The organism is Exiguobacterium sp. s163, assembly GCF_018617135.1.
Classification (GTDB): domain Bacteria; phylum Bacillota; class Bacilli; order Exiguobacteriales; family Exiguobacteriaceae; genus Exiguobacterium; species Exiguobacterium profundum.
Genome location: NZ_JACSJN010000003.1, coordinates 91,069 through 117,873, shown reverse-complemented (window position 1 = coordinate 117,873; position 26,805 = coordinate 91,069). Strand labels below are relative to the sequence as shown.

Genomic DNA, 26,805 nt, shown 5'->3' with positions numbered 1-26,805 from the left:
ATGACCTATTGTGTCATGTCTTATATTTTCTCTGCAAGCAACATCTGATAAGCATCATGGACGAGTGCAATGTAAAGTGTCTGTGTGCCACCCCATTCTGCGTCGCACACGATAGAGTCGTATTCGAACATCTGATACAGAAGGGTCAAACAGGTTTCTGTATCGCCGGATGATTGGATGACACCTGCAACAAGTTCCACATCATTCAAAGACGAGTCATACTCCCCTTCAATCGCACGAGACAGCACGCTCTCTAACCCTTCAAACGCAACTTCCCCCCAGTTCGATAAATAATCCGTTTGCTTGTCTAACTCGATTAAATACTCTCTGAATTGATTTCTGTCGATGGTGAGATGCTCTTGGGAGAGAGACTTTCTCCCTAACCATTCTGCAGTATGGATAAAGCCTCTTTGAGCATATCCCTCTGCGACACGCTTGGTGTCTGTAAAATAAAATCCAAATCCTTCAGTCGTCCCTTGAATCCCAATCTTGTGATAATCAAATGTTTCAAAATGCTCAGGTGACCCGTGGTAAACCTGCATGTCATCGCCCCTTTTCACTCGGTTCATATGGAGAACCACTGTTTCTTCATTCTCAATATTGTATTCATTTAGTATTAATATATTTTTGACAATAGTCAAAAATGGTAATATACTAGAATTATCAAATCAAGATATCAGGGGGAATAAAGCATGCTTTTACTAAATATATTGATTCTGTTTTTCGCTACAATCACTCTTGTGTTTACATTCAATCATTTTAAGACGGTGATGAAACAACGAAAAATCTTACGCCTTGTACATGGTGAAAATTTGAGTATTGTTTCACCATCAATCTATCTTGCGGTCAACCTCGGGCAGTTCTTTATCGTCGGGGTCGGTTCATTCTTGAATGACGAGAATATGATGAAGTCATTCTTGTATGGATGGGCTGTAGTTGTGACGATTCTCATCTTCCTTATTTGCGCTGTACTTATGTACACTGGGGAGTATCGAGTCCTTCTCAAAGATTACAAGGAATCGCAACGTCCTTACTCTCTTATCGAGTCTTATTTTGGAAATTTTTCATCCGGTGATGAGGGGGAGAGGAATCGTGACAACTTCTTTGAAGCATTTGGGTATACGGTATTTCGGGACGAGAATCGTGTGTTTTTCCGTCGATTCAATCAAGATACGAACTTTGAACTGGTATTGCGAGCGGCAACGTTATATCACGAGTATTGCAAGTTGCTAAAAATCTCTGAAGGCTTGCCACTCTATCACAAGCTCGATGAAGAGGATAAAAAACGGAGTGACAGTCTTACTAAAACCATTCGTGAGATGAGAGCGGAGCTCAAGAAATTTGGGTCAGAGATGAAGCCTTTTTTCAATTTGAAAGGTGACGAACGTTATAGCAAACAAGAACTAAAGAAACTACGAGAACTTCGAGACATAAAAGACTTCAATCCTGTAAGTCTGAAAGGATTGCATCCTACAATTGAAACGCTTCATTTCATTCAAAAAGACCCGAACGTGTCGTTTGAAAAGAAAGAAGAAGCTCGTCAGTTAGAACATCAAGTTAAACAGATATTATCCGACGCAGATACACCAATGCTGAGTGCTGACGAAACATCCGATGGCTTGATGAATGCAGTGAAAATGTTTCACCGTATTCAAACATGACAGATAGCTAAAAAATATAAGAGACGCATATAAGGGAGGATAAATAGATGATACTTTTTAAAGTAGTAGCCATGACAATTCTTGTTTTGATAGCGATTCCTCTTCTTCGATTATTATTAAAAGAACATTCCCACATAATGAAGATTAATAAAATTAGAAAAGAAGTCGGGTCTGACATTCGTGAACATTTTGATGGAGAATTGATGCTCGCCCTTGTCGGGATACACTTGCTTTTTACGAGCTTCATACCATTTGCACACGGTGAGGCTAATATTTCTACACTTATCTTGATGTTGGTCTTGACGACATTTATGATTGCCGTGTTTTCTTCCTTCATCTTGTCAGAAGACGCTGTGGACAAGGATGTGAGAGATTCGCAATATCGGATAGAAACGTTCTTCTGGAACAATTCTGATGATAATTCTGCAAAGTTCCGTTCTGTTTTCGAGTTTTCACCTTTAGAGAACTCGAAATATCGTTCATTGCCGATTAAACAAACTGCAGACTTGAAGCACCTGACAAGAATCGCAAAAATCTATCATGAATATTGGAGATTGTGTGATTTGAAGAAAGGTCTACCGGATTATGAAGAGCTTTCCGATGAAGATAAAATCCTTTATCAAATGAATGATGAAACATTGGTTCTTTTAAGAAAAGAATTGACGAATGAAGTGTCAACCGTCAAAGAGATGGTAAAGTTTGATAAAAACGGGGATGAACGATTCGATGAGAAACAACGAAAGCATTTAACAGAGCTCCGAAAGATGCCTTCTGCTCGAAACCTCAACACACATTCATCACATCCTGCTTTGGCGATATTGACAGAAATTAAAGTCAATCCTAGAGTTTCGTCTGAGCAAAAAGCGGAGGCGGAGATGTTGGAATCACAGGTGCGGGCTGTCATGGAGGAGAACAACAGTATTTTCGAGGAGAACAACAGTATTTTCGATATAAATGAAATAACCCAAAGTCACCTAGATGCGGTTCGGTTACATTTCCATATACCAAAAGAAAACGCCTAGTCAGGCGTTTTTTTCTTTATCTCTTATATGAACTAATTCATTTGAATAGAATGAAACATAATAAAAAAAGTAGTGTAAACGTCTACTTTTGTGAAGCATATCCTGGAACCGGATTTGGAGTATTCTCTGAGGTGCTTCAAGTGATTCTATGTACCTTGCTTTACACGTTAAATATATTCATTGTTTCTTTGGCAACCATTGAATTCAAAGAACGTAAATTGAATGAGAATTAAAAAGAGGTGACATTTGTCACCTCTTTTCTTTAGTCTCTATACCCATAAATGACGGCACGATTTTCTTCTTTCAATCGTGCAATGGATTTATCAGCTGAAATCGTCGTCGTCTTCTTGTTCGGATTCGGTGGTAGCGCTCGTCTACGACGAGAAAACGCTGTCCGCTTTCCTTTAGTCGTGGCACTGACTTCTATAGCTGTGGCAGGTTGTTCCTTCATCGTCTTCACGCTCCTTTCCTTGTAATGAGAGTATATCATACTTCGGGTTCATCCTCCATCTGCGCTTCCATATGCGCTTCCAAGGCACTTTCTCTAGACATCTCTGCAATGTCATCACCAAAATCATCGAAGTCCATCTCATTTGATAATAGCCATGCATCGAAAGTATACATCAGGTTCAAGAGAAGGGCGGCGTCAGCGCCACCGACATGCACTCCATTGCGACCTGTGATGACAAGGATAAAGTTATAATATTCGCCGAAATAGGGGAAGATAACCGTTGTCTGCCCGTCATTGAAGATTTCGATGTTTCTGGCAGTCACCAACTTGGCGACAGCATCTCTATCTCGCATTCCGACGGTTCGGGTCTTAAGCTCTTGATGTTCCTTAATCAACCGATACTTCTCTTTGAGGTTGTTCGAGAACACATCTTGCTCTGCTGACGACTCGACAAAGTAGGAGAACAGATTGATATCAAATGCGCCCGTATATCTCTCCAAATACTGCTTCATACTATTCTCGTACCCTTCAGGAGAAAAGTCAAACTCATCCTCCATCCACCAAGGCTCTGAGGGCTTTGGCATCATCTCATGCGTTTTCAGTATCTTCTCGGTCAGCAATTGTACATTGCCCTCATTCTTCTCGATTCGGTCAGTATATTCTTCTTGCTTCAATTCGTGCGACATGAACTTTGTGATGTCTGGAGTCTGTAACACCATCAAATCAATTACAATCACTCCAATCACAAACCCGACAATCCCTGTTGTTGTTTGGAAAGGAAATGAATCCTGCAAAAAAAGATAATAGGTTGAAGTGATGACAAGCAGATAGTAAACCTTACGGATAAGTGTCCGGTTCTTCAAATAGCTCTTACGATTCCAAAAATGGAAGAACGTGCTCAAGGCGAGAACAAGCAATAACATGTAGCCGATTACGGTGAAGCCCGTGGTGATATTCATATAAATCTCCTTTCTCTACTCTACATATAGAATAACATTTTTTCTCATTTTTGTCAATTTAATTTGACAATTAATCCCCCGTCATATTTCAGTCGTTCCGCCATATCATAAAGGATAACCAAAAATACAGTTGTGTGGAGATACACCAAGATTAGAAGGAGTGTGAATGATGAAATACAGAATTTTGCCAGAGATAAATATGGATTACAAATCACTTGCAACACTTTTTCGCATACAAGCTCTAGTAGATATCCCTGAGCACGGTGTCATAAAAGGAGAAATGGGAGGTTGGGTCGATGGAGACGATGCGCTCTCGCAAATCGGCTCGTGTTGGATTGCCGACGAGTCGAAGGTTTTTAACTCGAAAGTAGAAGATAACGTGCTGATTAAGGGGGAATCCATCATTTCTGACGATGCCATCATCGAAGGTGACGGAGTCATTGAAAATAGCACCATTGCACGATGTCAATTGTTCGGAGAACATCATATCAAGGACTCAAACATGTTCGATGCCTACCTCGGTATGCGTTCAACGATTGAGAATTCAACATTACAGCACATCGAAGCTGAAAGTTCTGACGTAGAACTGTTTGTTCAGAGTTCAAGAATCGAAAGTAAGGAAAAAGTGAGATGTGGAAATGGCATGCATGTCTTTGATAATGTGAGACTATTCAGCTCACATAGTGAATTTATTGGTATGAATACACTTATAAATGTAACCGTAGACACGAAGGTTGTTCGTTTTAGATGTATCGGAATCAAGAGGGACAACCATGTTGAAAATGTGCATTTTCATGTGTCACAACATGTTTCAATTGAAGAGTCGGTCCTTGAAGGGAGCAGTGAGTCCAGTCGAATCAATATATCTGGAAAAAATATCGGCATGATAGAAACGGTCATTCGAGACAAGGTTGTCATCGAAGCATCCATCATGCTCACTCAAGTAAACCTCCTCAAATATGCCAGAATTCATGCTTTACACGGTCATATTACGATGACATCTTCAATGATGACCGATTTTTCCTCGGTTGAAATGAAGCGTGACGGATATAAAACCATTCAACAGGAACAGTTGTCCGGAGACAGCTTGCTCGTTTTTTAAATTGAAACAATCAGATGAAGGCATTCATCAATTAATTTAAGGAAAAGGAGTTTATCTATATGAAATACACGATATTAACAGAAGAGAGCATGGAGCATTTGTCTACGACAACGTTATTGCGAATCCAATCATTGGTGGATATCCCCAAACATGGCGTGAAGGCGGGAGACAAAGGTGGATGGATTGAATGTGCAAGCAATCTCTCGCAAGAAGGAGCATGTTGGGTCAGTGATGAATCAAAAGTCTATGGTGGGGCACGGATAGCAGGAAACGTACTCGTGAAAGACTCTTCAATTATCAGTGAAGAAACAGAGATTCAAGGCGAAACTATTATCTCAGGCTCCAATCTTGAACGCACCTTGCTGTCAGGAGAACATCAAGTGACAAATTCTAGCCTAATTAATGTTGGTTTGGGTGAAAGGTCAACCATATCGGAATCTTCCTTGCGAAACATGGAAGTCGAAACTTTGAGAGTAAGACTTACAGCAGAAAATTCCCACATTGAATTTCAAGACGGTGCAACCTTTTATGAAGGGAATCACTTCTTTAATAATTGCGCTTTCGGCTGTTCTTATGGAGCATTCTCCGGAAACAATACGATGGATAGAGTTGCAATTGAGGCGGATGTAGACAATTTTAAATGCCATGGAACGACCAAAGGAACAGTGATTAAAGATGTTTGGTTTTATCATTCAGGTGAAATCGTTATCGAAGACTCTACAATGCATGGGGAAAGTGACCTTGAAAGGATTCATATTGGGGGAGATGCGCTCTCTATCATGCGCTCTGAAATAAAGAACAGAGTGAAACTCGATGGACGCCTCGACCTTCAATATGTAAAACTGAGTGACTACGCTGTCATTGAATCCTGTCACGGACGACTTAATCTTGACCATGTGGAGATGAGCGAATTCTCTCATATTGAATCGATAGCTAACACAGAGACAATCAAATATACCAAATTGTCTGGTGACATGTCGTTAAGGCTATGAAACGAAAAGACCCCCAAAGAGGGTCTTTTTTAAATCATATTACGCCATCAAAGCGCATAACATGAATTATTCAGCATTCAAGGAGTCATTGATTTGACTTACTAACTCTATCAAAGGAGAGGTTGTTATGTTCTCAATCCAACAAAAAGTAGAAGAAAAGTCGTTTAAAGACTGTTATGTCGTAGAGGTGACGGGTAGATTCGTCGCTTCTTCCGGAACCGCCGTCATGAACATGGGGGGATTCCATCCGAAAACAGATGAGGTTCATCTAGCTGATTTGATTGAAACGCTAGAGCGTTTGGTCACCGCATATCGGTATGGGAGAGGCGAGGATGACGAATACTATCACATCGATGGGTATGAGAAATGGTTCGCTCAGTCTTCTTTATTGGAAAAGGAGATTCAACAGCTCCCTACGACCGTCCAAGAGCATGGGGTCGAATGGTTGGCTGACCCTGCCGGTAAGCCAGGGAGTCGGGCAACGTTCGCATCGTATGAGCTATATTATTTTGATGAGAATGGGACAAAATATCAGGTGGCATATACGCCGGAACAGATGCGAAAAGTCTCATCTTCGATGATTAACCAAATCGGTTATGACAAGAGCACCGGAAGTCTCCGTGTCGAGTTCGTGGGAGGCGCTGTCTATCGATATCTGGATGTCCCGCACTCCGTGTATCAAGACCTTCTTGTCGCAGAGTCGAAAGGGAAATTCTTGAACCGAAATATCAAAGGGCAGTATGAATTTGAACGTGAGAGCTAAGGCTTTAAAAACCTCCATACGGAGGTTTTTTTATTCAGAGATGCGACATCATTTCATTCATATCGTTCTGTTCACTGTCATAAGATACGGAAAGGAACTAGAAAGGACGTGACGGCATGTCAACAGATGTAACTATGAAGAACAACTTTAGACCGGGCATGATGGTAGATATTGAGACGGACTCAGATAAAAAGAAGGGTACCGTGACGAGAGGCATCATTGCCAAGGTGTTATCCAAAGGAAATCAGCCTAGCGGGGTGAAGGTTCAGCTGACAACTGGAGAAGTCGGACGTGTTTATGAAATCCCGTCTCGTGACGAGGTGAGGCGTGAACATTTCCGTTTTTATAACACGTTCTTCTTCTTGAAGAAAATCTATTCGGTTTGGGTGAAGAAGGAGAAACGCTACTATACGCTGAACTATCCGTCTGCGCACGGAGATGAGAATACTGCCTTCCTCTTTGTCGAGAAAGAAGAAGGCGAACAGTTCATGAAAATGATGAATCTTCATCCTACTGAGTATATGGTCAAGGAAATCAGTAGAAGAAAACCAATCCATGAGAACTTCAAGACCTTGGAGGTCGATGTGTTCCGTATCGACCTAGATAGAAAGGTCTCCGTTGAGAAACTCATAGAATTGGAGTCATATTTTAAGAACATGAGATAAAGGACACTCAAAGAGTGTCCTTTATCATGTTTAGCTATTCATGACCAACGAGCCGCTCAATGAAACAGGAGTCCCGTTGTTCCACCAAATTATCTCCAAATGAGGAAACTGACTACTCAAAAGAACAAGACGTTCTAAGTCATTTCCGACGTAACGGGTGCATCCCAAGCGGATGAGGTCTGCCCCCAGGCGCTCCGACTCCGAGAACGAGGATGAAGCATCCGCTCCTAACTCATACGAGCGAGCCGGGCATAAAGGTGTTTGAATCCCTTCTGTGGAAAAAAGGTCTTGATAGATAAAGATTTTGCTTGGTTCATCAATATAAATGATATCCTTTGTCTCTATCATGTTTATTGGGGAAATCGACCATTTCACGTAACGATTCATTTCGTCTTGCTTGAAAAAGCAGTTCGCATTGAACACGGTAAATTCTAATTCGTGGTCTACAAAACGTTCGCTCTTGTCCATTGATTCATATTGAGGGTTCAGCTTAGTTCTCTCCCAAGGTAATAGGAAGGTATGTCCCGGAACAGAAGTGGAAAAACCGCAAAATTTCGGATTTGATGCTGAGAGCAAATCTTTGAATACTACGAATGTATCCACGCAATATCCAAGGTCCATAAGGAACTTTTCACATGAGATGAGTGTTTTACCCGAGCCTGCCATATCTTCTACAAGTAGAATCTTTTTATGTGGAGCGGGTTCTCCTATCCACGTGACCTTGGGTGATGCTAATTTTCGATGATAAGCCAGGTAATAAATAGGGAGTCCTGTTCGTACTGAAAGATGTGTTCCCGGGAACAATCCCCCACGTACAATCACAACAATGGCATCATAGTCCCTCCTACGAATCTCCGGAACAAAGGTATCAATCTTTGTGGCAATTTGATTGTAGGAAAGATAAGAATAATGAGGCTTGGACATACTTTATTTCATGCTCCTTTTTAGATTACATAAGTTCTCTTTCATGATGTGTTTGTGGTTATACGATGAGATAAACAGAAGTATGATAAATTATCAATAAGAAATCAGGAGTGTATTTGACACAATCATTGAATCAGGAACCATTTATACAAAAGGATTCAACTAATTCGAAACGTATATCAATCAATTAAAAGGGGATATGAACATGTACTCATTCATCATTAAATTGGCTATTATTTTATCAACATACTTTGTAATTGCACGCCCGATTGTCGCTTCAATAGATAGTGGGGCATCTCAGGACTTGGCAACAGTTGCGTTCGCCGTCTCGATGATGATTCTATTGAAAACACTTGAGGAGAAAATCAAAGTAAAAATGAAGGAAAAAAAAGACCTTATTTTTTAAGGTCTTTTTTTTGGCTTAAAATGTCTTGAAGTAATGCTTAACCAGTTCAGATTCCATCTCCAAATGAAAAACGTTGTTTAGACCGAAAAATGCTTTCCAATCAGACGGGGTCAACATGGCAATCTCGCAATCCTGTACAGGGAATGTCTCGTTCCCATTCATCACAAGTCCGAGGTAAGGTAATTTATCATTCGAGAGGTAGTGAGACAGCCCACAGCCATATGAATAGTGCGCCAATTCATTCCTGTAAGAATACGGAATGATTTCCTTATAACCACGGTGTGGTAATTGCGCCTCATTGAATGACGCAATCATCGTACATAACTCTTTCGTGACATCTGTGGACTCTTCTGTATTCCTGTTTAAAAAAAAGAATCGTGTAGAAACTGTAGATGCCTCAATCGAAGAAATGCAACCCACCAATAAATATTCACCGTTAGCCATACCTTTATCCTCCTTTTAAAAAAGGTGTTCATTTGAACACTGATTTTTTTTTGTTTTCAGACTATCCTATTCAAAAACCATAGAACATATAAAAAAGGGACTGCAATTGCAGTCCCTTTTATTGAGGTGATGACACCTCATATGGGTAATAGGGATGGATATATTTGCTCAGATACTGAGGTTGGATGGGACTCATCAGTAGTTCATGAAAATAGAACAAGGGGACGTGATGATAAGAAATCGTTTGGCTCTCATAGCGGATGTTCAATCGCTTTTCTTCCCGTTCATAGGTGATACGTAGGATGGGGTCTAGTTTGATTTGCATGAGCGGCATCAGTACATGTTACCTCCTTGTGAGAAATTTTGGTTCGATATACACCGGTTTTCGTTCGAGGCAAGAAAGAAAGCATCTCCTGGTGCATACATTGAAAGTGAGAGTGATGTTGATAGAAAAGAAAGGGTAAATCCATTGAGTTTGAAAGAAGCGAAGCTCACCCCAATTTATTTGTCTAAAAATGTAAAAAATCCTGCATAAAATCCAAATAATTTATTAAATCAACCACATTGAGGTGGTTTCCTCAAAATGAGGACTCTAATAGACCATCAAAAATAACAACATTGGAGGTGTGTGAAGATGAAGAAGCACCTGTTGCGAATTGTACTGACATTTATGGCTTTCCTGATGATTGCATCTGCATTATTGCCAGTTTATTGACAAACATGAGTTTTGAAGAAAATACAAAGGTGAACAAAAAGGGGGGATTGAATTGAGAAAGAAATTTGAGTTTACGGGACTAGTGAAAGAGTGGACGAATGCGGTAAATGGTAGAAAAACGATAGTGAAAGAGATTCGCTCACTGATTGACATTCCTGCTCATGGGGTCAAAGCCGGAGACAGGGGTGGGTGGTTGTCGAAAGAACAAAATTTATCTCATCGAGGAATCTGTTGGCTCGACGAATCGAGTATCATCTTGAACAATGCACGTCTCGACGGAAACGCACTGTTGACCGGTTCGACCTTGAGCGACCAAAGTGTCGTCAATGGTGAATCGACTGTCAAGTTCAGCTTTCTATCTGATGATGTGATTGTATCAGGACAATCGAATATTTCAGCGAGTTTACTCCAAGGGGCAACCGCTGTTCAAGGAGATTCTTTTGTATCCGACTCGACCTTGCAGAATGTTCGGTTGCAAGGGAAGGCAAGGATTGATTGCCAGGATACGACCATCCTTTCTGAACAACATCTTTTGGTGAGTAGTTCACTTGTGGCGAAGGATGTATTTTTGGAAGTGGAGAGAGGGTTCATCTTATCCCCGACCGTACTGGAATATGTCCATGGTGATGTGAAAGAACTGCAGACCGGAACGAAGACAAGCTTGAAACATGTGTCATTCAATAAGACGAGTCTTGAGACAACCTCATCCAATAATGAGAAACCGGTCATGTTAGAAGGAAATCCGAGCATAAGGATAATCGGTGGGAACTATGTATTGGACGATGTGCTCATGAGAGATGGAAGCTTTCTGGAGGCTTGTAATGAAGAGAGTGGAATCATAACGATAAAGAAGAGTGTATTTGAGAATTATGCGGCATTGAAGTGTGAAGGTAAAAACCGTTCGTACCGATTAGAATCTTCGCATTTAAAGGACTTCTCGAATGTGGTATTTGGCACAGCCAGTGCGGACAGTCTTTCTCGTAATATCGAGCTTTCAGGCGATAAGCACTATTATGTTTGAGGTAGAACATGAGAAAGCTTATAAGAAGAACGCAATCTCCTTAGTATGAAGTTACACGCTGACGTCATCAGTGTCGAAAACAAATTTAATCGCTTTGAAAGAGAAGCAAACATAAAAAAAGAGCCATCGGAATTGCAGTTCCAATGACTCTGCCTCAACAAATCCAGACATTTGCTGAAGCGTTATTAGTGTTATAGTATCATCGCCAAGATTTTATCACAACACTAGCCGTGTCGAACCCTGTTCGATAGGTAGACACCCTCTAAGATATATAGGGGGATAGCGGATGAGCCAAAAGTGTTTTTGTTTATGCGGAGTCACGACACCACCAATGTCGTAGAAGGAATCCCGTATGGATAAGAGCACTTTTTTATGTGCCCTATGACCGCAAATCATAGGAAGTGTGGTGTAGCTACCGTAGTAAAAGGGAACGGCTCGGCGATAGATGAATCTTTCCACTCATCTTTTGTCGTCAGTGAGAAAAGGGATGTAATCTCACACATGCCTAAGTCTCTGGAATGAGTGGTCATTCTAGCAGATATGGCGAAAAACATTAAAACACTATGGAGGTCTAAATGAGACGGATTGGTACGACTGTAGATAGCTTGAAAGCAATTTTCTAGTAAGCGGCTTATCCGTCTTATAGCATGAGGAAAATGATAAAAGTGAGAAATCATTGACATCTTTTTCTAAGGATGCAAGGCGAATCGTCCGATAATACGGATGTGAAGACAAGAACTTCACCCTCGAAAGAGAACGATTGAGGACATGAGAACCAATCGTACCCGATGCTCAAAAGAACGTTGTTTGAGCGGGATAAGCCTTGTTCGGGAACAGCCAGTTTCCGAAAGTCAGTGGAAAGCACATCGAAACCTATACACAAAACCGAACGACGGATGTATACGAAAGATGAGTAGACTTATCTGCATTTTTTGTGCAAGGGATAAGTCTGCTCTCCAAAAGCCTGCCACACCCTCACTCTGGATGTATCTTCAAAAAACATAATAAAATTGAATAAAAATATATTGACTATTGTCAAAATTAGAGCTATTCTGTACTTACGAAACAAAAACAAAGGGGTTGCAATATCGTGAGAAAAACAACAGCCGCAGTCATGCTATCAGTATCTTTGTTGATGGGTGGAATGCAAGTGACCGCTCCATTGGAGGTGTCGGCGAGTACGACGATTAAAAACAATGTGAGCTACAGCACCACAGCAAATCTGAACATGAGAAGCGGGGCTAGTACAAAATATCGTGTGATGACAACCATCCCAAAAGGGAAGCAAGTCACGTATGTCTCTAAGCATGGTTCATGGTATAAGGTCAAGTATGGTTCAAAAACGGGATATGTCTCTTCAAAATATCTAAAAGCAAAAACAGCCACATCATCTAAGATTACGACTACGAGTTCGGCGACCAAATATGCGACAACATATAATCTGAATTTACGCTCTTCTTCTTCTACGAAATCGAAGGTTTTAACAACCATCCCAAAAGGGAAGCAAGTCACGTACATTTCCAAACGAGGCTCATGGTACAAGGTCAAGTATGGCTCGAAGACAGGTTACGTCTCTTCCAAATATCTCAAGAAGGTGACGGCTACGCCCAAACCTTCGAATAAGCCCAAACCATCTTCCCCTCCAAAGGTGAACACACCCGCACCATCCCTACCGACTGGAGGCGCAAAACCTTTGGGGCAATACTTTACAATTGATTCCTTAAACCTTAGACAAGGGGATGGCATCGAGCACGCCATCATTGTATCAATCCCTAAAAACGCTTCGGTCGAGCACTTGGCTACAAAAGGGAACTGGTATAAGGTGAAATACGGAAAGCATATCGGATGGGTGAATGCGAGTTATCTCTCTAAAACACAGTTGAAAGAGAATGAACCGAACGCAGGTGTCAAATGGCTTTCTTCAGAAGGTGAAAAACGAACAGCGATGTTGATTTCGAAGATGAAGACAACCCCTATCCGTTCGCCATTCATCGTTCCTACAGTCGGGGCAGTGAGCTCGCCATACGGCATCCGTACAAACCCGACAGATGTCGGATATGAATTCCATACCGGTGTTGATTATGCAAACAGCATCGGAACGCCAGTGCTTGCGACAGCATATGCGATGGTTGACCGTACTGTGACTAGCAATGTAGGTTATGGCAACTATGTGATTCTTCGTCATGACTTGAGTGGTATCACGTTCTATTCGCTTTACGGGCATTTAGATAAAATCTTGGTCAAACCAGGGCAAAAAGTCAGTCAGGGACAACAGATTGGTGAGATGGGGACGACCGGACGTTCTACGGGACCTCATTTGCATTTCGAAATTCAAAACGAAAGTCGCCAAAACGTCAACCCGGATACGCTTCTCCGTTATTGATGAATCGAAAAGGTCTGAAGGATATCCTTCAGACCTTTTTTATGATTAGGCGGAAACAAATCTGCGTATCATGAATAAATCGAAAATGGGGGGGGTGTTGAAATGCCTAGTGACAAACACATCATATTAATCAACCCGAAAAATGGAAGTTCAGATGAAATCAAGGTAGGTTTCTCCTGGACAATGCTCTTTTTCGGGATTTTCGTTCCGTTGTTCAGAAGTGACTGGAAGTGGTTCTTCATTCTCGGGGGATACGTTATTTGGAACTCTTGGATGGGTTCCCATCTGATTGAAGAACAAGAATGGTTACAGACGCTCAATTTCGTCGTGCAATGGGGGATGGCTTTCTTCTATAACCGTATTTATATCAATGAGCGATTGAAAAAAGGTTGGTATCCGTCCTCTCATATTTCAGAGGAACGCTTGAGAAAAGCCAACTTCGTATGGGATGAGGATAAAAACACAAAGCATGATGGAATAAACGTGGAGAAAGGAGTGGATAAAAAAGATGAAGAAACCGGATTTTGAGTCATATAGAGAGTTGATGAATACCATCGATGTTGTTCATTATGAGGAATTGAACGGAACCTTTAGATATATCGACACCTCGAATACTATCAATATCTCTAAGGGCGGGCTTCAAAAAGAAATCGAGTTCGGGATGGAAGAAAAGCGAAGTTTCGGACTGACCGCAAAATTAGGATTGATGGACAACAATCAAGGTGTACTTGATATCTGTGTCCGAATTCGAGAAGATGGTCATTGGAAGGATTATCTTGATGGAACCCTTGTTCCGAAGCACGAAAGAGAAGCTCAGCAGATTGCAGAAGCCTCATCCATGCTCATCGATAAGCTTCGTTTGGCATTAGAAGGCACAGGAATTGAAGTCATTGATAGGACGAATGAGCCGCTTTCGCAATGGAACAGAATCAAACGGAACAAGACAGAACTTGAACGTTGCAGACGGCTATATATGTTGTCGGTTAAATAATTGGATGATAGAAGCAAAGGGAAACCTTTGCTTTTTTGTATGAAAAAAACTTGCCCCCGCAAGGACAAGTCACTTTAAGAACAAGTTATAAATCACGATGAGCACCGAAGGTAAAACCAATACGTTTGCTAAGGAAACGATAAAAAATAGAATGGAACGGCTCCTGATAGCTCGATATAGTCCGACTAATCCGACGACAGACGTGACAAAGGCAATCATCCATATGCCAGGGATGACAAAAATACCGACAAATTCGACCCAATCGATTGTGGAGCGTTCAGTGAAGTTTTTTGCGACGAGAATCGTGATGGCTAACAATCCTGTAGTTAAGAGAGGTAGGGATTGTCGGAAAATCAAGACCGGAACAGACGCTTGTTTGAATGCAAGAATCACATAGGCTAAAAGAATGATGAACAAAAATACAATCTCTACAATGATGAGCAATAATGAACTATCCATCGAGACACCTCCTTCATTTCAATGAGTTAATTCGTATACTCGAAGTAATATTCATGGTATCGATTCACTGAAGAGTATATTCCTCCATCTGGACGAATGTGGCTGAAGCAACCGTTATTGTGAAAGCAGAAACTATAGAGCTTTTTAATTTTGACTATTGTCAAAATAAAAAGTATATTGATTGCATAAGAGAGGTGATGTTGAAATGGAACGTGCGAACAAAGAAAAACAGACTCTTAACCGAACGAATCCAAATAGCAAGAAGCGGAAATGGGCGTTCGTGATAGTAAATCTCAGCATGCTGATGGTAGTGACACTCATTTTATTTGCTGACGAGACGTTCTTGGGAGATTTCCATACCGAAAGTTATGTCATCGAGAAGCACAACGTGGAAGGTGATGCCCTGTACACCTTCGAAAGTCGCAATTCGGAGGCAGATGATGTCATTCTTTACAACCCCAATGAGTCGATGTTGGAGGATACGATGGAAATTGTTGTGTCGATGGACGGCAAAGAGCGGGAAGTTCGCTTTCATGACTTAACAATCATTCCGGACGATGTAGAAGACTTGGTCGTTGAACTGTCTGACCTTGACGAAGATGGAAAAGCGAAAGGTGTCCTGCATGTCCCGTCTAAAGAAGCCTTGTACAAATAACGAATGATTCTATGGATAGAGGTGTCAAAATGATTCGATTTTACATTCTTGAATGGCTGTATCAGGCATACCCGTGGACAAAGGCGATGCTTCAATATGTGACGATAGGGTGGTTCGCAATGTATGTGACAGTCATTTGCGTCATTTTCTGTAAGAAAGGATTTTCATGAAAATGAGTTGCCCATTTTGCAGTTTGAATGACGTTCACATGGAAACAGCATTGTGCAATGTCATACGTGATAAGTATCCGGTATCACCAGGTCACACTTTGATTATTCCCAAGCGTCATGTCGAGACATATTTCGATTTGTCTAACGAGGAGAAGGAAGATGTGATGCGTCTCATTGACAGTCTCAAAGAAGAGATGGACATGGCGATTCATCCAGATGGATATAATATCGGGTTCAATGCAGGAATCCACGCAGGGCAGACCGTCATGCATTGTCACATCCATGTGATTCCACGATATCGAGGGGATATGGATGACCCACGAGGTGGTGTACGAGGAGTCATCCCGTCAAAGCAGTCCTATTGAAAGGTAATAAAACAGAGAAAGTAGGGGGCAAGATGAACATCTCACAAGATAAAAACTTGATATCGGAAATAAAAGCGAATGCACTTTCAAAAATGTTTGGGTTGTTCACGACGAGTGGGTTGCTCGTACTTTATATTCTCTTCGTATTGCATGACCGAACAATCGTCGAAAAGGTGAGTCTTTCTTCTTTCGTACTTATCTCGGCACCGTTCTTCGTGTTGTATCCCGAGGATATTTCCCTACGAATTCGGGCAACCATGATGTCCCGTGCGAATGGTGCCGGTAAGGGGAGTCTCAAAGAACGTAGCAAGACGGGGATTCTTCCAAATGGACAACTGGTGTCCTTCGTGGAAGAGACCATTTTGACGTTGAAACGTCAACAAGGGGTGAAATGCTACAAGGGCAGAATTCAAACCATGCCCGCTGAACAGAAGAGCTTGGCATTACATGAAAAAATGCAACGTCATTTGTATACATGTCTCAAATTCCGAGAGAAACGAGGGGTCTATGATTCAACTTTACTCATCGCATTCAACTATTTGATGTATACACATTCACTATCGATTGAATCGTTGACTGTTCTTGAGACTGCCATTCTATTGAATGTGTGGTTGGTCGTGACGATACTTTTTCGGAATGCCTTGTTCGAGGCTTTCTTCATGAAAGGTCAAAAGATTTTTCCGATGAGGGGCTATGGATTAGGTGAAGTGACCAGTTCATTTCATGATGATGGCGATGTTGAGGTTGCAAAGCATTACTTAAAGAACAATGGATATAAAGGATACCCCAAAGCCGTCATGCTAGACGGAAGCATGCTCATTGGAGCTGTGAGAGCGGATGAACATGAGAAGAAGATGATACCGGTGGAATATATTCTGGTTAGTCGAAAATAGAAAAGGAGTGGAAACATGAATCATATGAATTGGGACGATTATTTCATGAATGTAGCCATTTTGTCGGCAGAGCGAAGCAAAGACCCGAACACGAAAGTCGGCGCCGTTATCGTGAACGAAGATAAGCGCATCGTCGGAATCGGTTATAACGGGTTCCCGAATGGTTGTTCAGACCTTGATTTCCCTTGGGCTAGGGAAGGGGCATATGAGGACACGAAATATGCATATGTCGTCCATGCCGAAGAGAACGCCATCTTGAACAGCACGCATAGTTTGAAGGAGGCGAGCATCTATGTCTCCTTGTTCCCATGTAACGAGTGTGCAAAGAAAATCATTCAGTCAGGGATTCGAGAAATCGTCTACCTGTCGGACAAATATAATGGAACGGCAACGGACATCGCCTCAAAACGAATGTTGAAAGCATCTGGAGTTAAAACCAGACAGTTAAGCATGGAAAAGACGATTCGTGTACGAGAAGAACAAAAATCAGAGGTGCAGAATTAGTTTTTTCGGAAGTCATCTTAAATAAAGTTTAAAAAAGGTTGCAAAACCTTTTGTCAAATTAAATTGACAAGAAGGGTGGGATAATGTGGTTGATAAAACAACAAAATCAGTTTTTAGCTCAGAAACCACGTGTAAAGAGTGCGATGAACGGATTTCTGGGGAAAATCGAGCATTGTTTGTACCGATTAATAGGAATCAAAAGATTTACAAATCTGTAGGGTGCGAGAGTTGTAAGCAAAACTCAGAAACATAACATATATCATCTAATGAAAAAGGAGTGTTGTATATGACACAAAAAAGTAAACCAAGGTTTCCAAAAATGACGGAAGCACAGATTTGGGAAGCGAATCGAGAACGCATCTCTGAGATTGCAAAAGAGTATCCGGAATGCGTCGGAGTCCCACTTTTCTACTTCGATGGTAAGAATAGCTTCCTTAGCAATTTCGAGCATTCACCGATTGAACTACGTGGTTTTAAGTTCGAAAACGGTGAGGCGGCTTTCCAAGGATTCAAGGACATGTCTCGGACAGCGGAATTCGAGAGTCTGACACCTTCTAAGGCGAAGCAACTTGGACGACAGGTCTCATTGCGACCTGATTGGGAACAGGTCAAGTATGGCGTAATGTATGAGGTCGTTTACTCAAAATTCTCACAAAACGATGACCTCAAAGACAAGCTGTTGGCTACAGGCAATCGCCTTCTCGTTGAAGGGAACTGGTGGAATGACAAAATCTGGGGTGTCTCCAGAAACAAAGGGGAAAACCATCTGGGCATCATCTTGATGCGGGTACGGGATGAACTGCGAAACTAACAAATAGCCCTCTCTCTGAGGGCTATTTTTAAAAAGGAGTGGGATGAGGATGGAATTGACAGATGATAAGAAACACATCTTATCGGAAAGTCTGAAGAAGGTCTCCCTATATGCTTCGATTATTCAGGAGAAGCTCATGGATGATAAGTGGAATGAAATTGATATGGAAAAGTTGTCTAGATTATTAGAGTCCTACACCGTAGAGTCGTTGAACGCACTCGACTTCGATTCAATCCTGGTCAAGCAGTCTGATGCTCGATATGAAGAGATTCGACAGGCGAACAAACGTATCCAACGTTTGGAGAAGGAGCTTGCGGACAAACACCCATTGAGTGGGCTCTCAAACCTTTTTAAGAAGAGCCAAGACACTCTTTCAAAATGGTGGAAAGAAGAAGGATTCTCATTAGTAGAGGATATGAAGATGTTGAGAAATGGCTCACTGGAGGTGAGTTTTGGATTTCACCTGATTGGTCGAGTCCCGTTCTTGAGTGAGAACCCGAAATTAGAGCATGAAAGTCTACAGAAACATATCCGCTCACTTCGGGATTCAGGATTCGTATTCTTTGACTCTAGCCCATATGGAATGTTCAAGAGCAATCTAATCGACACGGATGAGAATAAAGAATTGTTGAATCGTCTTGTGCAGTCAAGATTCCCGTCTTTCGAGATGGGTGATGTCCAAACGAAATCACTCGACGGGACAGAGTTCATCATGTCATTCAGCGGTGTCATTCAAGATATGTCTGATTTTTCACGACAGCCACAACAGACGAAGGAGTAGTGAAAATGGGGTATGAATATCATCTTTACAAGATGAAGAGAGTAGATGTAGAAACGTTGAGAGACATGCCATATGATGTGGCGGTTGAACGTTTTGGAGAAGAGACGTTCTTTTATGCAGGTCATCTCCCGATGGAGAACCTTCACTCGAATGGAGACCTCGATTCTGACGAACTTCTCGTCATTACAGAAGATGCCATCCCGCTTTTTGGGGATAAGTCTTTTGAGAACACAGAGGAATCAATGATTCTTGTGCTCACAAGGAAGAATGTTCAATCTTGGATTGAATGCTATCAGAAGAGGGTCATCAACTATTATGAGAAGTTAGTAGAAAAAGACCATGATGCAAGAGAGAAACACGTTCGTGGTGTCTTAGACGAATGGAAGTGGAAGGAATCGTTCACGTTGGAAGATACTCACATGAGTCATTCTGCTCTTTACGAATATGCGATTTTCCAACTGCTCTTCCATATGAAAACATTGAAAGAGGATGAATTCTTTATTTTCACGGGGCATTAATCCCATCTTGTGATAAAGAATATTCTCGAAACATAAGATAAATAGAATCTATTAAATGGTGCGACAATGTCGCTCACATCACAAGGAGGCATTTCATATGCAGACAAACGAACAACAAGTGATTGAACTTCAAGGTAAACATAACCAAGCAAAGGTGTTCACACACAACCTGGACGACGTGACAATCGGGCAGGTTCTAGGGATGCTGAACGAACCGTTCTCAGCAGGGAGCAAGATTCGAATCATGCCGGACACACATGCAGGGAAAGGCTCTGTCGTCGGAACGACGATGACCATTACGGACAAGGTCGTCCCAAACCTCGTCGGTGTCGATATCGGTTGTGGGATGCTTTGTACGAAGTTGGGCGTCAAGAAAGATGATGTCGATTTCGCACTTCTTGATGCAGTCATCAACAAGCATGTTCCAAGCGGTATGTCCGCACGTTCGTCGGCGCACCCATTCTCTAAGAAAATTGCGTTCGATAAAGTACGTGCTCCATTCAACCTAGACCGAGCGATGAAATCCGTCGGGACGTTAGGAGGCGGAAATCACTTCATCGAGTTGAATGAAGACTCGAATCAAAACCTATATCTTGTTATTCACTCTGGAAGCCGACACCTCGGCAAACAGGTTGCTGAACATTATCAAGGGATTGCATTCAAGCGTTTGTCTGAGCAGTCAGATGATACAAAGAATGTGCTTGAGAAGTTGAAATCGGAAGGACGCCACCAAGAGATTCAAGCTGTCATCACAAAGATGAAGGCTGAACGTCCTATCATCAACAAAGACCTTGCTTATGTGACAGGGAAAGATATGGATGACTATTTGAATGATTTGGACATCGCACAGAAATATGCCGCACTCAACCGAAAAGCAATGACAGCGGTCATTCTTGAAAACATGAAATGGGAGATGACGGAGCAGTTTGACACCATTCATAACTATATCGACCTGGACAATATGATTCTTCGTAAGGGTGCCATCTCCGCTCAAAAAGGAGAGATGGTCATCATTCCGATGAACATGCGTGACGGTTCGATTATCGCATTTGGGAAAGGGAATCCGGACTGGAACTACTCAGGTCCTCATGGGGCAGGTCGTATCATGTCCCGTTCAAAAGCGAAACAGATGGTGAAGCTTGAAGACTTCCAGGAGACGATGAAAGATGTGTGGTCAACATCCGTTGTCGCATCCACTTTGGATGAATCGCCATTCGCCTATAAGCCGATGCAAGAGATTATCGACAATATCCAAGACACAGTGGACATTCACGAAATCATCAAGCCACTCTACAACTTCAAAGCGAAAGGGTGAAGTGACATGTTTCAACATGTATCGACAGACCATATGGGACTCAAGTTTTATGAGTGTCAGGATAAGCGATTTGAGGTCATTGAACAGGCGAGTGATGGTCTGTTCTTCCTCTACCGCCACAACAATGAAACAGGTGAGTTTGATTGGACTGAAACCAAGCATACCTCGTTGGCTTCTTGTGAAGATGAGGTCAACAAGCTAATGAAAAACTGATGTAAGAAGCTCCTTTTGGGGCTTCTTATATTTTTAAAATCCTCCGTATAGGATAGGTGAGGATTATCACACATCAAGAGTGATTATGTTCACAGATGGATAAAAGGGGGATGAAGATGAAGATGAAATTGGATTATGGCTCAGGAAGTCAGCCAAAGGAAGGGTTCCTTTCATCAGACTTCTGCGGGGCGCCAAACTATGATTATTTCATACAAGACTATCGAGTCATCGGAGCAAAGGATGGTAGTTTTGACGTCATTCATTGTCGGAACGTGATTCACCATATACCAGAACAAGACCTTCCGATTCTATTCAAAGAATTTGATAGGCTCTTAAAACCAGGGGGGCGTCTCATCATTTCCGAACCGAGGAAAGAATTTCATAAAGAGAATTTGATACTTGATATCATTTGGTACCGATACCTGAAAAATGAACGCAAAATCTCGTTGCCGCTTCACTATGTGGATTGGCGAAAATATGCAAATTTTTTTTCTCAGGTGAATACAAAATACGAGTTCAATAATGAAATTGTAACGTATAAGAAAGTCAAAAAGACATCGACTCAAGAGTATACCATGTGGGATATGGTCTCAGATGCGGTTATAGGTTTACTGACGCATCAATAAGATGAGATATATCAATGTTTAAGGTGTATGAACTGTACAAAGTCTATCCGAACGGATAAAAAAGGGAGATGATTTTCATGGCAAAATCAAAATTTTATGCAGTACGAGTTGGGCACAAACCAGGTATCTATACGTCATGGGCAGAGTGTCAGAAACATATCAATGGATTCAGCGGGGCGCAGTATAAAAGTTTCCCTACACGAGAGGAAGCGGAGTCCTTCTTACAGGGTGAGGTCGTGGTCACATCCAAGGAGAAAAAGAAGGAGAATTATAAGAAAGTGGCAGATGAGGCTGAAACACGAGCAATCGAGCTTTCGAAAGAACCCGGGGTTATCTCGATTTACACGGATGGGAGTCGCAAGCAGAAGCCGAAAGAAGGAGGTCTTGTGTTTGGTTATGGCGTAGCCATTATCGAGAACGGGCAACTTTCAGACAGTTTCGGGAAAGCAGACGACAACGAAGTCTATGCCGTGTATGAGAATGTAGCCGGTGAACTGTTTGGTGCAGTGGAAGCTTTGCGTTTCGTAATGAACAAACGTCCAGGCACGAAGAAGGTTGTCATGTTTTACGATTATGAAGGAATCGGGAAATGGGCGACGAAAGAGTGGAAGGCGAAAAACATCATGACACAACGTTATGTGAAATTCGTGGATGATTTCCGTCAGAGCACAGGAGTAGAACTGGAATTTAATCATGTCAAAGGGCATGTTGGGAACTGCTTCAACGAGCATGTTGATAAAATCGCCGGTGAAGCCATTGACAAATTCTTGGCTCAACTCTCAAAAGGGGGAAAATAAGATGAACATTCTAAAAGAAAAGTTGAATTTGATGTTTGAAAAGAATCAACAACTGGTTGAGAGATATGCTTTGGAGCAGACCTACGACAACTTAAGTCGATTCTTGAAGTCGGAAATCATGGATTCGGGTAAGAAGTTCATGTCCCCCTACGAATATGCAAAACAATGTGGGGAAAGCGTGCCCAATGCGTTGACACTTTTCTTCTATTTGGCATCACAACAGGAAGGCGTATTGAAGATTCGCTATCGTTATACGTGTTCGCACGGAAATGACACCTTTATGTATGAAGATGAACTACAAGATTTCATGTGCGATGAAGATTGTGGATGTGATGAAGCATTTGACCTGAAAGAGATGATTGAAAGCGGTGCAATCGATGTCCCTGTATTCTTCGAACCGCATCCTGAAATCAAGTCTGAAGTCTTCAACACATGATAAGAATAATGGGAAAAAGAGCCGAAAATGGCTCTTTTTATTTTTGACAATAGTCAAAATATGTGATATACTTTATAGGTGAAACGCACTATGAGTCCGTAGATTCCCTCATGAGAGCGGAAGGAGGTATAAATATGAAGTATGTACTGACCATACAGGATGATGAAACGCTAGAACGATTAGAGAAAATGAATATCGTCACATATATAACCAACTTGTCAGTAGACCGCATCGTATTTGTCCGGACAGATATGACGGAAGATGAGTTGTTAGCCATCAAGGGTGTGAAGACATGTCGGGCTTCAAGAGTGGGTAAATTATCTGTTTAGAAAGGGTGAAATCATGAAAGAGTTAATATCTGCTCCCAAAAAGGAAGAACTCACATCGAGAGGATTCAATAAAAACCTTCAAATCGATGTCCAACAAACGAAAGAATCATTGCTGAAACATGGGTTTACCAATCGAGTTCCTGGAAGTTTATACTTCATGCGAATGATTGATGATAATATCTCTTTCAATTTGATTGTCGATGCAAAAACACTGACCATTCGTGACATTGACGTGTTGGATGAGCGCTTTCTTCAAACATTTGACTATCAAGAGCGAATCTTGAATGGGGTTCGGGATAAACACACCCTCTATGTATTCCATGAGGTGAACAAGTTGCTCCAAGCCTTGCAAGACAAAGGTATCTTGACGGGGTTCGAAAAGGGGATGTATGTCTGACAAAGGGTTGGCGTTAGTCTTTTAAACGGATTAGAGAGGGGAGTGGAAGGTTTGGAAGCAAAGACAATGTTGGGTGATTTCCGATGTTTGAAAACTCCGCAAGGAAACATCGAGGTAGACCGATGTGTATATATCAACAATCTCGGCGTATTCTTTTTTAACGGAGATTTCGATGATGACCATTTGGTCTACGAGGCGATTGGGTACGAGAATCCCGTCCTCGTCGGCGAGGAACACTATTTCGTGAGAGACGGACGCTCAAAGAATCGACATGAAGACCTCTATGTGAAAAAAGATGCCGTAATCCGGGCTCCTTTACGAAAATCGTCAGTTGCGGTCGGAGATTCGTGTATCAAATCGAATGATTTGAAAAAGATTGTGGGGATTAGTCTCTCCCAAGGCATCATAGATGGTCAACTCAAGGAAACCCCTTCTGATTGTCAACTAGAATTGCTACAATTACAGGTAGAGCGAACCAAAGTGATTGGCATCACCTATGGCGACCATCTTCTTATTAGTTCAGAAGACTGTCCTTCCGAATGGTTGAAGAGTAGCGAGGTGTATTCTCATAAAGAAGCAATTGACGAGCTGATGTCATCAGTGAAAGAGATGTCACACGAACTGTCAGAGCTCGTCGCAAGAAAAAGTCTCAAATCTGCGAGGTCATGAGTAAGTTCTGAGAAGTTGAAAAGGGAGAGAAACCATATGGATTTAACAATCATTCAATCAGGAGCAAGAGAGTATCAAATCCGCTCATTGTTCAAGGAAGATACGTGGAAAAAGTTCTTCCGACGTTTCCCTGAAATCAGCGAGGTCTCCTTCCTTGGGAACTATGGTACATGGAAAGAGACAATGCCAGGTGTCGAGCGTGGAGACCTTTTGGAGATGTATCTGAAAGTAGATGACCAATTCTTGAAGGAATCTAAGGACGAGGATTGGGTCGAAGTGATTGAAAAAATCTTTACATTTTTCTTAAAGCATCGAACGGAGCCTATCCGTATCGAGGTAAAGATAGAAACGAATTACCTTGATGATTTCTCGGGATGGGTGAAGCGGGAAGATATGGTTTCCCCGACTCATTTCTGGCATAACCGTGGGATACAGGGTTTCTCATCACGGGTTCGGATTTTGAATGGCGATGAATGAGTAGACAAGCGACAGGGCGATGATATCCTGTCGCTCTTTTAATACCCGACGAATAATCCGTGTTGCAACGAACTAACATAAATTGTACTGAAAATAAGGCGTCGCTACCTAATAGGGTTGAAGAGCGAACATCATCAGGATGGAGGACAATATATGTCAAATGTCGAGAAGATAGTGCAAGACCACAAATCGAAGTCGATACAACTCAAAAAGGCAAAACGTAAGGTCAAACAGATGCAGAATGAAAGCGTGTCGGTTCAAAAGCTATACCGAGCGCTTCGTGCGACGGAATCAAGGGAAATCAATCACTTGAATTATCAAAGCTTCAACTATTTCGATGACGAAGGCTATATGAAAGCCGTTGCTCAACGAGAAGCTCGAATTGAACTGTTGAAACAATTGATTCGTAGTACGGGGTGCAATATCTAGCTCTACCAAAAAAAGCCCGAATAAAGGGCTTTTTCTTCACCATATATTTCAAAAACAATCATTGAGAAAAGGAGAGGTCAAGATATGAAAATAGCACAGCTTCAGGAAGAAGTGGAGAAACTCTCCGAAGCACTGGAATGTGTCTTGCCATTGGTGGAGCATAAGGCGTATGAATTGGCGTCAGAGTACCATAGTGGTCAAGTAGATAAATTTGGCGTTCCGTATCTTCACCATGTCGTGTCGGTCGCAAAATCTGTCAAATCAGTCGAGGACAAGGTCGTCGCATTGTTGCACGATATCCTGGAAGATACAACGTGCACACGAGAACAGCTCATCGAGAGCGGTATCCCACCATATCTAGTCGAGTCCATTGAAGCCCTTACCCGCAAAGATGGAGAGAGTTATAAGGAATTTATACTTCGGGTGTCGCTAGACGAGCGGGCAACAAGGGTAAAGCTTGCCGACCTAAAGGACAATCTAGATGAAGATGACGCAAGATACGTAAAAGCTTGTATGTATCTCAATGGAGAGATGCCGAAATCGAAGGTGACAGATTCTTTGAAACAACGTTATCGAGAAGCGATTCGATTGTTGAGTGAGAAACAATCTCTACAGGAGGTGGAATGATGGAGAAGACTTGGAAAAAAGGGAATCTGAGTATCACATACAGTAATCCTCAAATCACATTTCTAGAGAACGTCATCAAAGATGAAGAAGTGACCATGGATGATGTCTTTTATTTTTATTACAATGTCACAGTAAAAAATAAGGAAAAGGTACTCTTCAAGACGTTCGTCGGGACGGCACCGCTCGTTCATCAACTGATAGATGAAATCGACAAGCTCATGTCGAAAGATATGAAGGATGCGCCAATCATTGACCATATCTTTTCAGAACCGGATGACGTCTTTGACCAGTTGTTCGAGCAGGTGAAGCGTTACTGCCGGATTGATATCGACGCTCAAGTGAAGAATGATTACTTCTATCGTCTCGAAAAGTTCTTCACGACAACTAAATCTGAATCAGCAGATGAGAAAAAGTATGAAGAAGAGACGGCATATACGTTGACCATCGGCAATATGTCTGGGAACACGAGTCATTATGATGATGAGACACCGGAATTCGGGGGCGTCGTTGAAATTCGGGGATTGAAAGACGTTGATTTGATGGAATTACGAGACATGGCAAATCTATTCTGTCGAGAGGCGATTGCAAATCATCTCAGAGAGGATGATGCGTGGGAGCCACGTCATCTATCCGATGAAGAATTGACGTCCTATAATGCCGCACTCGACAACTTATCCATTCCGACAGGTATCAATCCATTCGGACAAAGTGGAGGAAGAGGGGCGGGATTTTATGTGATGAAACTCGGAGATAGTCTGAAGACCATCTCTGATTATGAACGGGAGCATTTTAAAAAAAGAAAATCATTCGTAAAAAAAAGACCACTCGATTGAGG

The 26,805-nt window shown here is 41.9% G+C and carries 38 protein-coding genes; 31 read left to right on the top strand and 7 right to left on the bottom strand.

The annotated features are described in order from the left end of the window. Window positions 1–20: 20 nt before the first annotated feature. Window positions 21–542: an ADP-ribosyltransferase-containing protein gene (locus KNO71_RS09395; RefSeq protein WP_214688218.1), complete on the bottom strand. Its 522-nt coding sequence runs from the start codon at window positions 540–542 to the stop codon at window positions 21–23. Between the two features lie 150 nt (window positions 543–692). On the opposite strand from KNO71_RS09395, the gene KNO71_RS09390 reads away from it, so the two are divergent. Together KNO71_RS09390 and KNO71_RS09385 are read left to right on the top strand one after the other, a co-directional pair. Then, window positions 693–1,661: a hypothetical protein gene (locus KNO71_RS09390; RefSeq protein ID WP_214688216.1), complete on the top strand. Its 969-nt coding sequence runs from the start codon at window positions 693–695 to the stop codon at window positions 1,659–1,661. 47 nt (window positions 1,662–1,708) lie between these two features. Beyond that, window positions 1,709–2,683, top strand: a complete 975-nt coding sequence (locus KNO71_RS09385) for a hypothetical protein (RefSeq protein ID WP_214688214.1) — start codon at window positions 1,709–1,711, stop codon at window positions 2,681–2,683. 262 nt (window positions 2,684–2,945) lie between these two features. Here the strand turns inward: KNO71_RS09385 and KNO71_RS09380 are convergent, their stop codons facing one another. After that, a complete protein-coding gene (locus KNO71_RS09380; protein ID WP_214688212.1) occupies window positions 2,946–3,134 on the bottom strand; it encodes a hypothetical protein in 189 nt (62 codons plus the stop codon). Window positions 3,135–3,169: 35 nt separating this feature from the next. Beyond that, window positions 3,170–4,093, bottom strand: coding sequence for a type II toxin-antitoxin system SpoIISA family toxin (locus KNO71_RS09375; protein WP_214688210.1), 924 nt, complete (start codon window positions 4,091–4,093; stop codon window positions 3,170–3,172). Between the two features lie 169 nt (window positions 4,094–4,262). Here KNO71_RS09375 and KNO71_RS09370 point away from each other — a divergent pair, with 169 nt between their 5' ends. The 4 genes from KNO71_RS09370 (at window position 4,263) to KNO71_RS09355 (ending at window position 7,615) form a co-directional block, all read left to right on the top strand. After that, complete coding sequence (locus KNO71_RS09370) at window positions 4,263–5,195, top strand: hypothetical protein (RefSeq protein ID WP_214688209.1); 933 nt, start codon at window positions 4,263–4,265, stop codon at window positions 5,193–5,195. 59 nt (window positions 5,196–5,254) lie between these two features. Next, window positions 5,255–6,187 carry a hypothetical protein gene (locus tag KNO71_RS09365; protein ID WP_214688208.1) on the top strand — a complete coding sequence of 311 codons (933 nt, stop codon included), beginning with the start codon at window positions 5,255–5,257 and terminating at the stop codon, window positions 6,185–6,187. A 127-nt stretch (window positions 6,188–6,314) separates the two neighbouring features. Then, window positions 6,315–6,950 (top strand): KTSC domain-containing protein, encoded by a 636-nt coding sequence (locus KNO71_RS09360; RefSeq protein ID WP_214688206.1) that lies wholly within the window; start codon window positions 6,315–6,317, stop codon window positions 6,948–6,950. 116 nt (window positions 6,951–7,066) lie between these two features. Beyond that, window positions 7,067–7,615 (top strand): DUF2196 domain-containing protein, encoded by a 549-nt coding sequence (locus KNO71_RS09355; RefSeq protein WP_214688204.1) that lies wholly within the window; start codon window positions 7,067–7,069, stop codon window positions 7,613–7,615. 30 nt (window positions 7,616–7,645) lie between these two features. Here the strand turns inward: KNO71_RS09355 and KNO71_RS09350 are convergent, their stop codons facing one another. After that, a complete protein-coding gene (locus KNO71_RS09350; protein WP_214688202.1) occupies window positions 7,646–8,539 on the bottom strand; it encodes a phosphoribosyltransferase in 894 nt (297 codons plus the stop codon). 205 nt (window positions 8,540–8,744) lie between these two features. Between KNO71_RS09350 and KNO71_RS09345 the strand changes: the two genes are divergently transcribed. Beyond that, window positions 8,745–8,945, top strand: coding sequence for a hypothetical protein (locus KNO71_RS09345; protein ID WP_214688200.1), 201 nt, complete (start codon window positions 8,745–8,747; stop codon window positions 8,943–8,945). A 15-nt stretch (window positions 8,946–8,960) separates the two neighbouring features. Here KNO71_RS09345 and KNO71_RS09340 read toward each other — a convergent pair whose 3' ends face one another. Together KNO71_RS09340 and KNO71_RS17850 are read right to left on the bottom strand one after the other, a co-directional pair. Then, on the bottom strand, window positions 8,961–9,389 hold the full coding sequence (locus KNO71_RS09340; RefSeq protein WP_214688198.1) for a hypothetical protein: 429 nt from the start codon (window positions 9,387–9,389) through the stop codon (window positions 8,961–8,963). Window positions 9,390–9,507: 118 nt separating this feature from the next. Beyond that, on the bottom strand, window positions 9,508–9,714 hold the full coding sequence (locus tag KNO71_RS17850) for a KTSC domain-containing protein (protein WP_353047659.1): 207 nt from the start codon (window positions 9,712–9,714) through the stop codon (window positions 9,508–9,510). A 442-nt stretch (window positions 9,715–10,156) separates the two neighbouring features. On the opposite strand from KNO71_RS17850, the gene KNO71_RS09330 reads away from it, so the two are divergent. The 4 genes from KNO71_RS09330 (at window position 10,157) to KNO71_RS09315 (ending at window position 14,499) form a co-directional block, all read left to right on the top strand. Continuing rightward, window positions 10,157–11,125, top strand: a complete 969-nt coding sequence (locus tag KNO71_RS09330) for a hypothetical protein (RefSeq protein ID WP_214688195.1) — start codon at window positions 10,157–10,159, stop codon at window positions 11,123–11,125. Between the two features lie 1,090 nt (window positions 11,126–12,215). Next, complete coding sequence (locus KNO71_RS09325) at window positions 12,216–13,508, top strand: SH3 domain-containing protein (protein WP_214688193.1); 1,293 nt, start codon at window positions 12,216–12,218, stop codon at window positions 13,506–13,508. A gap of 102 nt (window positions 13,509–13,610) precedes the next feature. After that, entirely contained in the window at window positions 13,611–14,036 is a 426-nt protein-coding gene (locus tag KNO71_RS09320) for a hypothetical protein (RefSeq protein WP_214688191.1), read from the top strand. Further along, window positions 14,017–14,499 (top strand): hypothetical protein, encoded by a 483-nt coding sequence (locus tag KNO71_RS09315; protein WP_214688190.1) that lies wholly within the window; start codon window positions 14,017–14,019, stop codon window positions 14,497–14,499. Before KNO71_RS09320 ends, KNO71_RS09315 begins: the two co-directional genes overlap by 20 nt. Before the next feature lie 69 nt (window positions 14,500–14,568). On the opposite strand, the gene KNO71_RS09310 is transcribed toward KNO71_RS09315, so the two are convergent. Further along, window positions 14,569–14,958, bottom strand: coding sequence for a hypothetical protein (locus KNO71_RS09310; RefSeq protein WP_214688189.1), 390 nt, complete (start codon window positions 14,956–14,958; stop codon window positions 14,569–14,571). A 205-nt stretch (window positions 14,959–15,163) separates the two neighbouring features. Here KNO71_RS09310 and KNO71_RS09305 point away from each other — a divergent pair, with 205 nt between their 5' ends. From KNO71_RS09305 to KNO71_RS09210, 20 genes are all read left to right on the top strand, one after another. Continuing rightward, window positions 15,164–15,613 (top strand): hypothetical protein, encoded by a 450-nt coding sequence (locus tag KNO71_RS09305; RefSeq protein ID WP_214688188.1) that lies wholly within the window; start codon window positions 15,164–15,166, stop codon window positions 15,611–15,613. A gap of 29 nt (window positions 15,614–15,642) precedes the next feature. Further along, a complete protein-coding gene (locus KNO71_RS09300; protein ID WP_214688187.1) occupies window positions 15,643–15,783 on the top strand; it encodes a hypothetical protein in 141 nt (46 codons plus the stop codon). Then, window positions 15,780–16,148 carry an HIT family protein gene (locus KNO71_RS09295; RefSeq protein ID WP_353047656.1) on the top strand — a complete coding sequence of 123 codons (369 nt, stop codon included), beginning with the start codon at window positions 15,780–15,782 and terminating at the stop codon, window positions 16,146–16,148. Before KNO71_RS09300 ends, KNO71_RS09295 begins: the two co-directional genes overlap by 4 nt. 32 nt (window positions 16,149–16,180) lie before the next feature. Continuing rightward, window positions 16,181–17,041, top strand: coding sequence for a hypothetical protein (locus KNO71_RS09290; RefSeq protein ID WP_214688185.1), 861 nt, complete (start codon window positions 16,181–16,183; stop codon window positions 17,039–17,041). Window positions 17,042–17,056: 15 nt separating this feature from the next. Next, window positions 17,057–17,545 (top strand): deoxycytidylate deaminase, encoded by a 489-nt coding sequence (locus tag KNO71_RS09285; protein ID WP_214688184.1) that lies wholly within the window; start codon window positions 17,057–17,059, stop codon window positions 17,543–17,545. Window positions 17,546–17,831: 286 nt separating this feature from the next. Further along, a complete protein-coding gene (locus tag KNO71_RS09280) occupies window positions 17,832–18,356 on the top strand; it encodes a riboflavin biosynthesis intermediates N-glycosidase (RefSeq protein ID WP_251030837.1) in 525 nt (174 codons plus the stop codon). Between the two features lie 49 nt (window positions 18,357–18,405). After that, the gene (locus KNO71_RS09275; RefSeq protein WP_214688182.1) at window positions 18,406–19,137 is read left to right on the top strand and encodes a hypothetical protein; all 732 of its coding nucleotides are present in this window, start codon (window positions 18,406–18,408) and stop codon (window positions 19,135–19,137) included. A 5-nt stretch (window positions 19,138–19,142) separates the two neighbouring features. Further along, entirely contained in the window at window positions 19,143–19,655 is a 513-nt protein-coding gene (locus KNO71_RS09270; RefSeq protein WP_214688179.1) for a hypothetical protein, read from the top strand. Between the two features lie 118 nt (window positions 19,656–19,773). Beyond that, on the top strand, window positions 19,774–20,970 hold the full coding sequence (locus tag KNO71_RS09265) for an RtcB family protein (protein WP_214688671.1): 1,197 nt from the start codon (window positions 19,774–19,776) through the stop codon (window positions 20,968–20,970). Between the two features lie 6 nt (window positions 20,971–20,976). Then, complete coding sequence (locus KNO71_RS09260; protein WP_214688177.1) at window positions 20,977–21,183, top strand: hypothetical protein; 207 nt, start codon at window positions 20,977–20,979, stop codon at window positions 21,181–21,183. A 116-nt stretch (window positions 21,184–21,299) separates the two neighbouring features. After that, window positions 21,300–21,809, top strand: a complete 510-nt coding sequence (locus KNO71_RS09255) for a class I SAM-dependent methyltransferase (protein WP_251030839.1) — start codon at window positions 21,300–21,302, stop codon at window positions 21,807–21,809. Between the two features lie 77 nt (window positions 21,810–21,886). Beyond that, a complete protein-coding gene (locus KNO71_RS09250) occupies window positions 21,887–22,606 on the top strand; it encodes a ribonuclease H1 domain-containing protein (protein WP_214688175.1) in 720 nt (239 codons plus the stop codon). Between the two features lies 1 nt (window position 22,607). Beyond that, a complete protein-coding gene (locus KNO71_RS09245; RefSeq protein ID WP_214688174.1) occupies window positions 22,608–23,042 on the top strand; it encodes a hypothetical protein in 435 nt (144 codons plus the stop codon). A 134-nt stretch (window positions 23,043–23,176) separates the two neighbouring features. Next, a complete protein-coding gene (locus KNO71_RS09240) occupies window positions 23,177–23,371 on the top strand; it encodes a hypothetical protein (protein WP_214688173.1) in 195 nt (64 codons plus the stop codon). A 13-nt stretch (window positions 23,372–23,384) separates the two neighbouring features. Further along, window positions 23,385–23,768 carry a hypothetical protein gene (locus KNO71_RS09235; protein ID WP_214688172.1) on the top strand — a complete coding sequence of 128 codons (384 nt, stop codon included), beginning with the start codon at window positions 23,385–23,387 and terminating at the stop codon, window positions 23,766–23,768. A gap of 51 nt (window positions 23,769–23,819) precedes the next feature. Beyond that, on the top strand, window positions 23,820–24,437 hold the full coding sequence (locus KNO71_RS09230) for a hypothetical protein (RefSeq protein WP_214688171.1): 618 nt from the start codon (window positions 23,820–23,822) through the stop codon (window positions 24,435–24,437). A gap of 36 nt (window positions 24,438–24,473) precedes the next feature. Beyond that, window positions 24,474–24,914: a hypothetical protein gene (locus KNO71_RS09225; protein ID WP_214688169.1), complete on the top strand. Its 441-nt coding sequence runs from the start codon at window positions 24,474–24,476 to the stop codon at window positions 24,912–24,914. A gap of 153 nt (window positions 24,915–25,067) precedes the next feature. Then, window positions 25,068–25,343 carry a hypothetical protein gene (locus KNO71_RS09220; RefSeq protein ID WP_214688167.1) on the top strand — a complete coding sequence of 92 codons (276 nt, stop codon included), beginning with the start codon at window positions 25,068–25,070 and terminating at the stop codon, window positions 25,341–25,343. 84 nt (window positions 25,344–25,427) lie between these two features. After that, window positions 25,428–25,970 (top strand): HD domain-containing protein, encoded by a 543-nt coding sequence (locus tag KNO71_RS09215; protein ID WP_214688166.1) that lies wholly within the window; start codon window positions 25,428–25,430, stop codon window positions 25,968–25,970. Then, on the top strand, window positions 25,970–26,803 hold the full coding sequence (locus KNO71_RS09210; RefSeq protein ID WP_214688164.1) for a hypothetical protein: 834 nt from the start codon (window positions 25,970–25,972) through the stop codon (window positions 26,801–26,803). The genes KNO71_RS09215 and KNO71_RS09210 overlap by 1 nt, the downstream gene beginning before the upstream one ends. Window positions 26,804–26,805: the final 2 nt, after the last annotated feature.

Excerpts from the sequence above, each read along its gene's own strand:
- KNO71_RS09395 (WP_214688218.1), bottom strand. The coding sequence starts at position 542 with ATGCAGGTTTACCACGGGTCACCTGAGCATTTTGAAACATTTGATTAT.
- KNO71_RS09390 (WP_214688216.1), top strand. The coding sequence starts at position 693 with ATGCTTTTACTAAATATATTGATTCTGTTTTTCGCTACAATCACTCTT.
- KNO71_RS09385 (WP_214688214.1), top strand. The coding sequence starts at position 1,709 with ATGATACTTTTTAAAGTAGTAGCCATGACAATTCTTGTTTTGATAGCG.
- KNO71_RS09380 (WP_214688212.1), bottom strand. The coding sequence starts at position 3,134 with ATGAAGGAACAACCTGCCACAGCTATAGAAGTCAGTGCCACGACTAAA.
- KNO71_RS09375 (WP_214688210.1), bottom strand. The coding sequence starts at position 4,093 with ATGAATATCACCACGGGCTTCACCGTAATCGGCTACATGTTATTGCTT.
- KNO71_RS09370 (WP_214688209.1), top strand. The coding sequence starts at position 4,263 with ATGAAATACAGAATTTTGCCAGAGATAAATATGGATTACAAATCACTT.
- KNO71_RS09365 (WP_214688208.1), top strand. The coding sequence starts at position 5,255 with ATGAAATACACGATATTAACAGAAGAGAGCATGGAGCATTTGTCTACG.
- KNO71_RS09360 (WP_214688206.1), top strand. The coding sequence starts at position 6,315 with ATGTTCTCAATCCAACAAAAAGTAGAAGAAAAGTCGTTTAAAGACTGT.
- KNO71_RS09355 (WP_214688204.1), top strand. The coding sequence starts at position 7,067 with ATGTCAACAGATGTAACTATGAAGAACAACTTTAGACCGGGCATGATG.
- KNO71_RS09350 (WP_214688202.1), bottom strand. The coding sequence starts at position 8,539 with ATGTCCAAGCCTCATTATTCTTATCTTTCCTACAATCAAATTGCCACA.
- KNO71_RS09345 (WP_214688200.1), top strand. The coding sequence starts at position 8,745 with ATGTACTCATTCATCATTAAATTGGCTATTATTTTATCAACATACTTT.
- KNO71_RS09340 (WP_214688198.1), bottom strand. The coding sequence starts at position 9,389 with ATGGCTAACGGTGAATATTTATTGGTGGGTTGCATTTCTTCGATTGAG.
- KNO71_RS17850 (WP_353047659.1), bottom strand. The coding sequence starts at position 9,714 with ATGCAAATCAAACTAGACCCCATCCTACGTATCACCTATGAACGGGAA.
- KNO71_RS09320 (WP_214688191.1), top strand. The coding sequence starts at position 13,611 with ATGCCTAGTGACAAACACATCATATTAATCAACCCGAAAAATGGAAGT.
- KNO71_RS09315 (WP_214688190.1), top strand. The coding sequence starts at position 14,017 with ATGAAGAAACCGGATTTTGAGTCATATAGAGAGTTGATGAATACCATC.
- KNO71_RS09310 (WP_214688189.1), bottom strand. The coding sequence starts at position 14,958 with ATGGATAGTTCATTATTGCTCATCATTGTAGAGATTGTATTTTTGTTC.
- KNO71_RS09305 (WP_214688188.1), top strand. The coding sequence starts at position 15,164 with ATGGAACGTGCGAACAAAGAAAAACAGACTCTTAACCGAACGAATCCA.
- KNO71_RS09300 (WP_214688187.1), top strand. The coding sequence starts at position 15,643 with ATGATTCGATTTTACATTCTTGAATGGCTGTATCAGGCATACCCGTGG.
- KNO71_RS09295 (WP_353047656.1), top strand. The coding sequence starts at position 15,780 with ATGAAAATGAGTTGCCCATTTTGCAGTTTGAATGACGTTCACATGGAA.
- KNO71_RS09290 (WP_214688185.1), top strand. The coding sequence starts at position 16,181 with ATGAACATCTCACAAGATAAAAACTTGATATCGGAAATAAAAGCGAAT.
- KNO71_RS09285 (WP_214688184.1), top strand. The coding sequence starts at position 17,057 with ATGAATCATATGAATTGGGACGATTATTTCATGAATGTAGCCATTTTG.
- KNO71_RS09280 (WP_251030837.1), top strand. The coding sequence starts at position 17,832 with ATGACACAAAAAAGTAAACCAAGGTTTCCAAAAATGACGGAAGCACAG.
- KNO71_RS09275 (WP_214688182.1), top strand. The coding sequence starts at position 18,406 with ATGGAATTGACAGATGATAAGAAACACATCTTATCGGAAAGTCTGAAG.
- KNO71_RS09270 (WP_214688179.1), top strand. The coding sequence starts at position 19,143 with ATGGGGTATGAATATCATCTTTACAAGATGAAGAGAGTAGATGTAGAA.
- KNO71_RS09260 (WP_214688177.1), top strand. The coding sequence starts at position 20,977 with ATGTTTCAACATGTATCGACAGACCATATGGGACTCAAGTTTTATGAG.
- KNO71_RS09255 (WP_251030839.1), top strand. The coding sequence starts at position 21,300 with ATGAAGATGAAATTGGATTATGGCTCAGGAAGTCAGCCAAAGGAAGGG.
- KNO71_RS09250 (WP_214688175.1), top strand. The coding sequence starts at position 21,887 with ATGGCAAAATCAAAATTTTATGCAGTACGAGTTGGGCACAAACCAGGT.
- KNO71_RS09245 (WP_214688174.1), top strand. The coding sequence starts at position 22,608 with ATGAACATTCTAAAAGAAAAGTTGAATTTGATGTTTGAAAAGAATCAA.
- KNO71_RS09240 (WP_214688173.1), top strand. The coding sequence starts at position 23,177 with ATGAAGTATGTACTGACCATACAGGATGATGAAACGCTAGAACGATTA.
- KNO71_RS09235 (WP_214688172.1), top strand. The coding sequence starts at position 23,385 with ATGAAAGAGTTAATATCTGCTCCCAAAAAGGAAGAACTCACATCGAGA.
- KNO71_RS09225 (WP_214688169.1), top strand. The coding sequence starts at position 24,474 with ATGGATTTAACAATCATTCAATCAGGAGCAAGAGAGTATCAAATCCGC.
- KNO71_RS09220 (WP_214688167.1), top strand. The coding sequence starts at position 25,068 with ATGTCAAATGTCGAGAAGATAGTGCAAGACCACAAATCGAAGTCGATA.
- KNO71_RS09215 (WP_214688166.1), top strand. The coding sequence starts at position 25,428 with ATGAAAATAGCACAGCTTCAGGAAGAAGTGGAGAAACTCTCCGAAGCA.
- KNO71_RS09210 (WP_214688164.1), top strand. The coding sequence starts at position 25,970 with ATGGAGAAGACTTGGAAAAAAGGGAATCTGAGTATCACATACAGTAAT.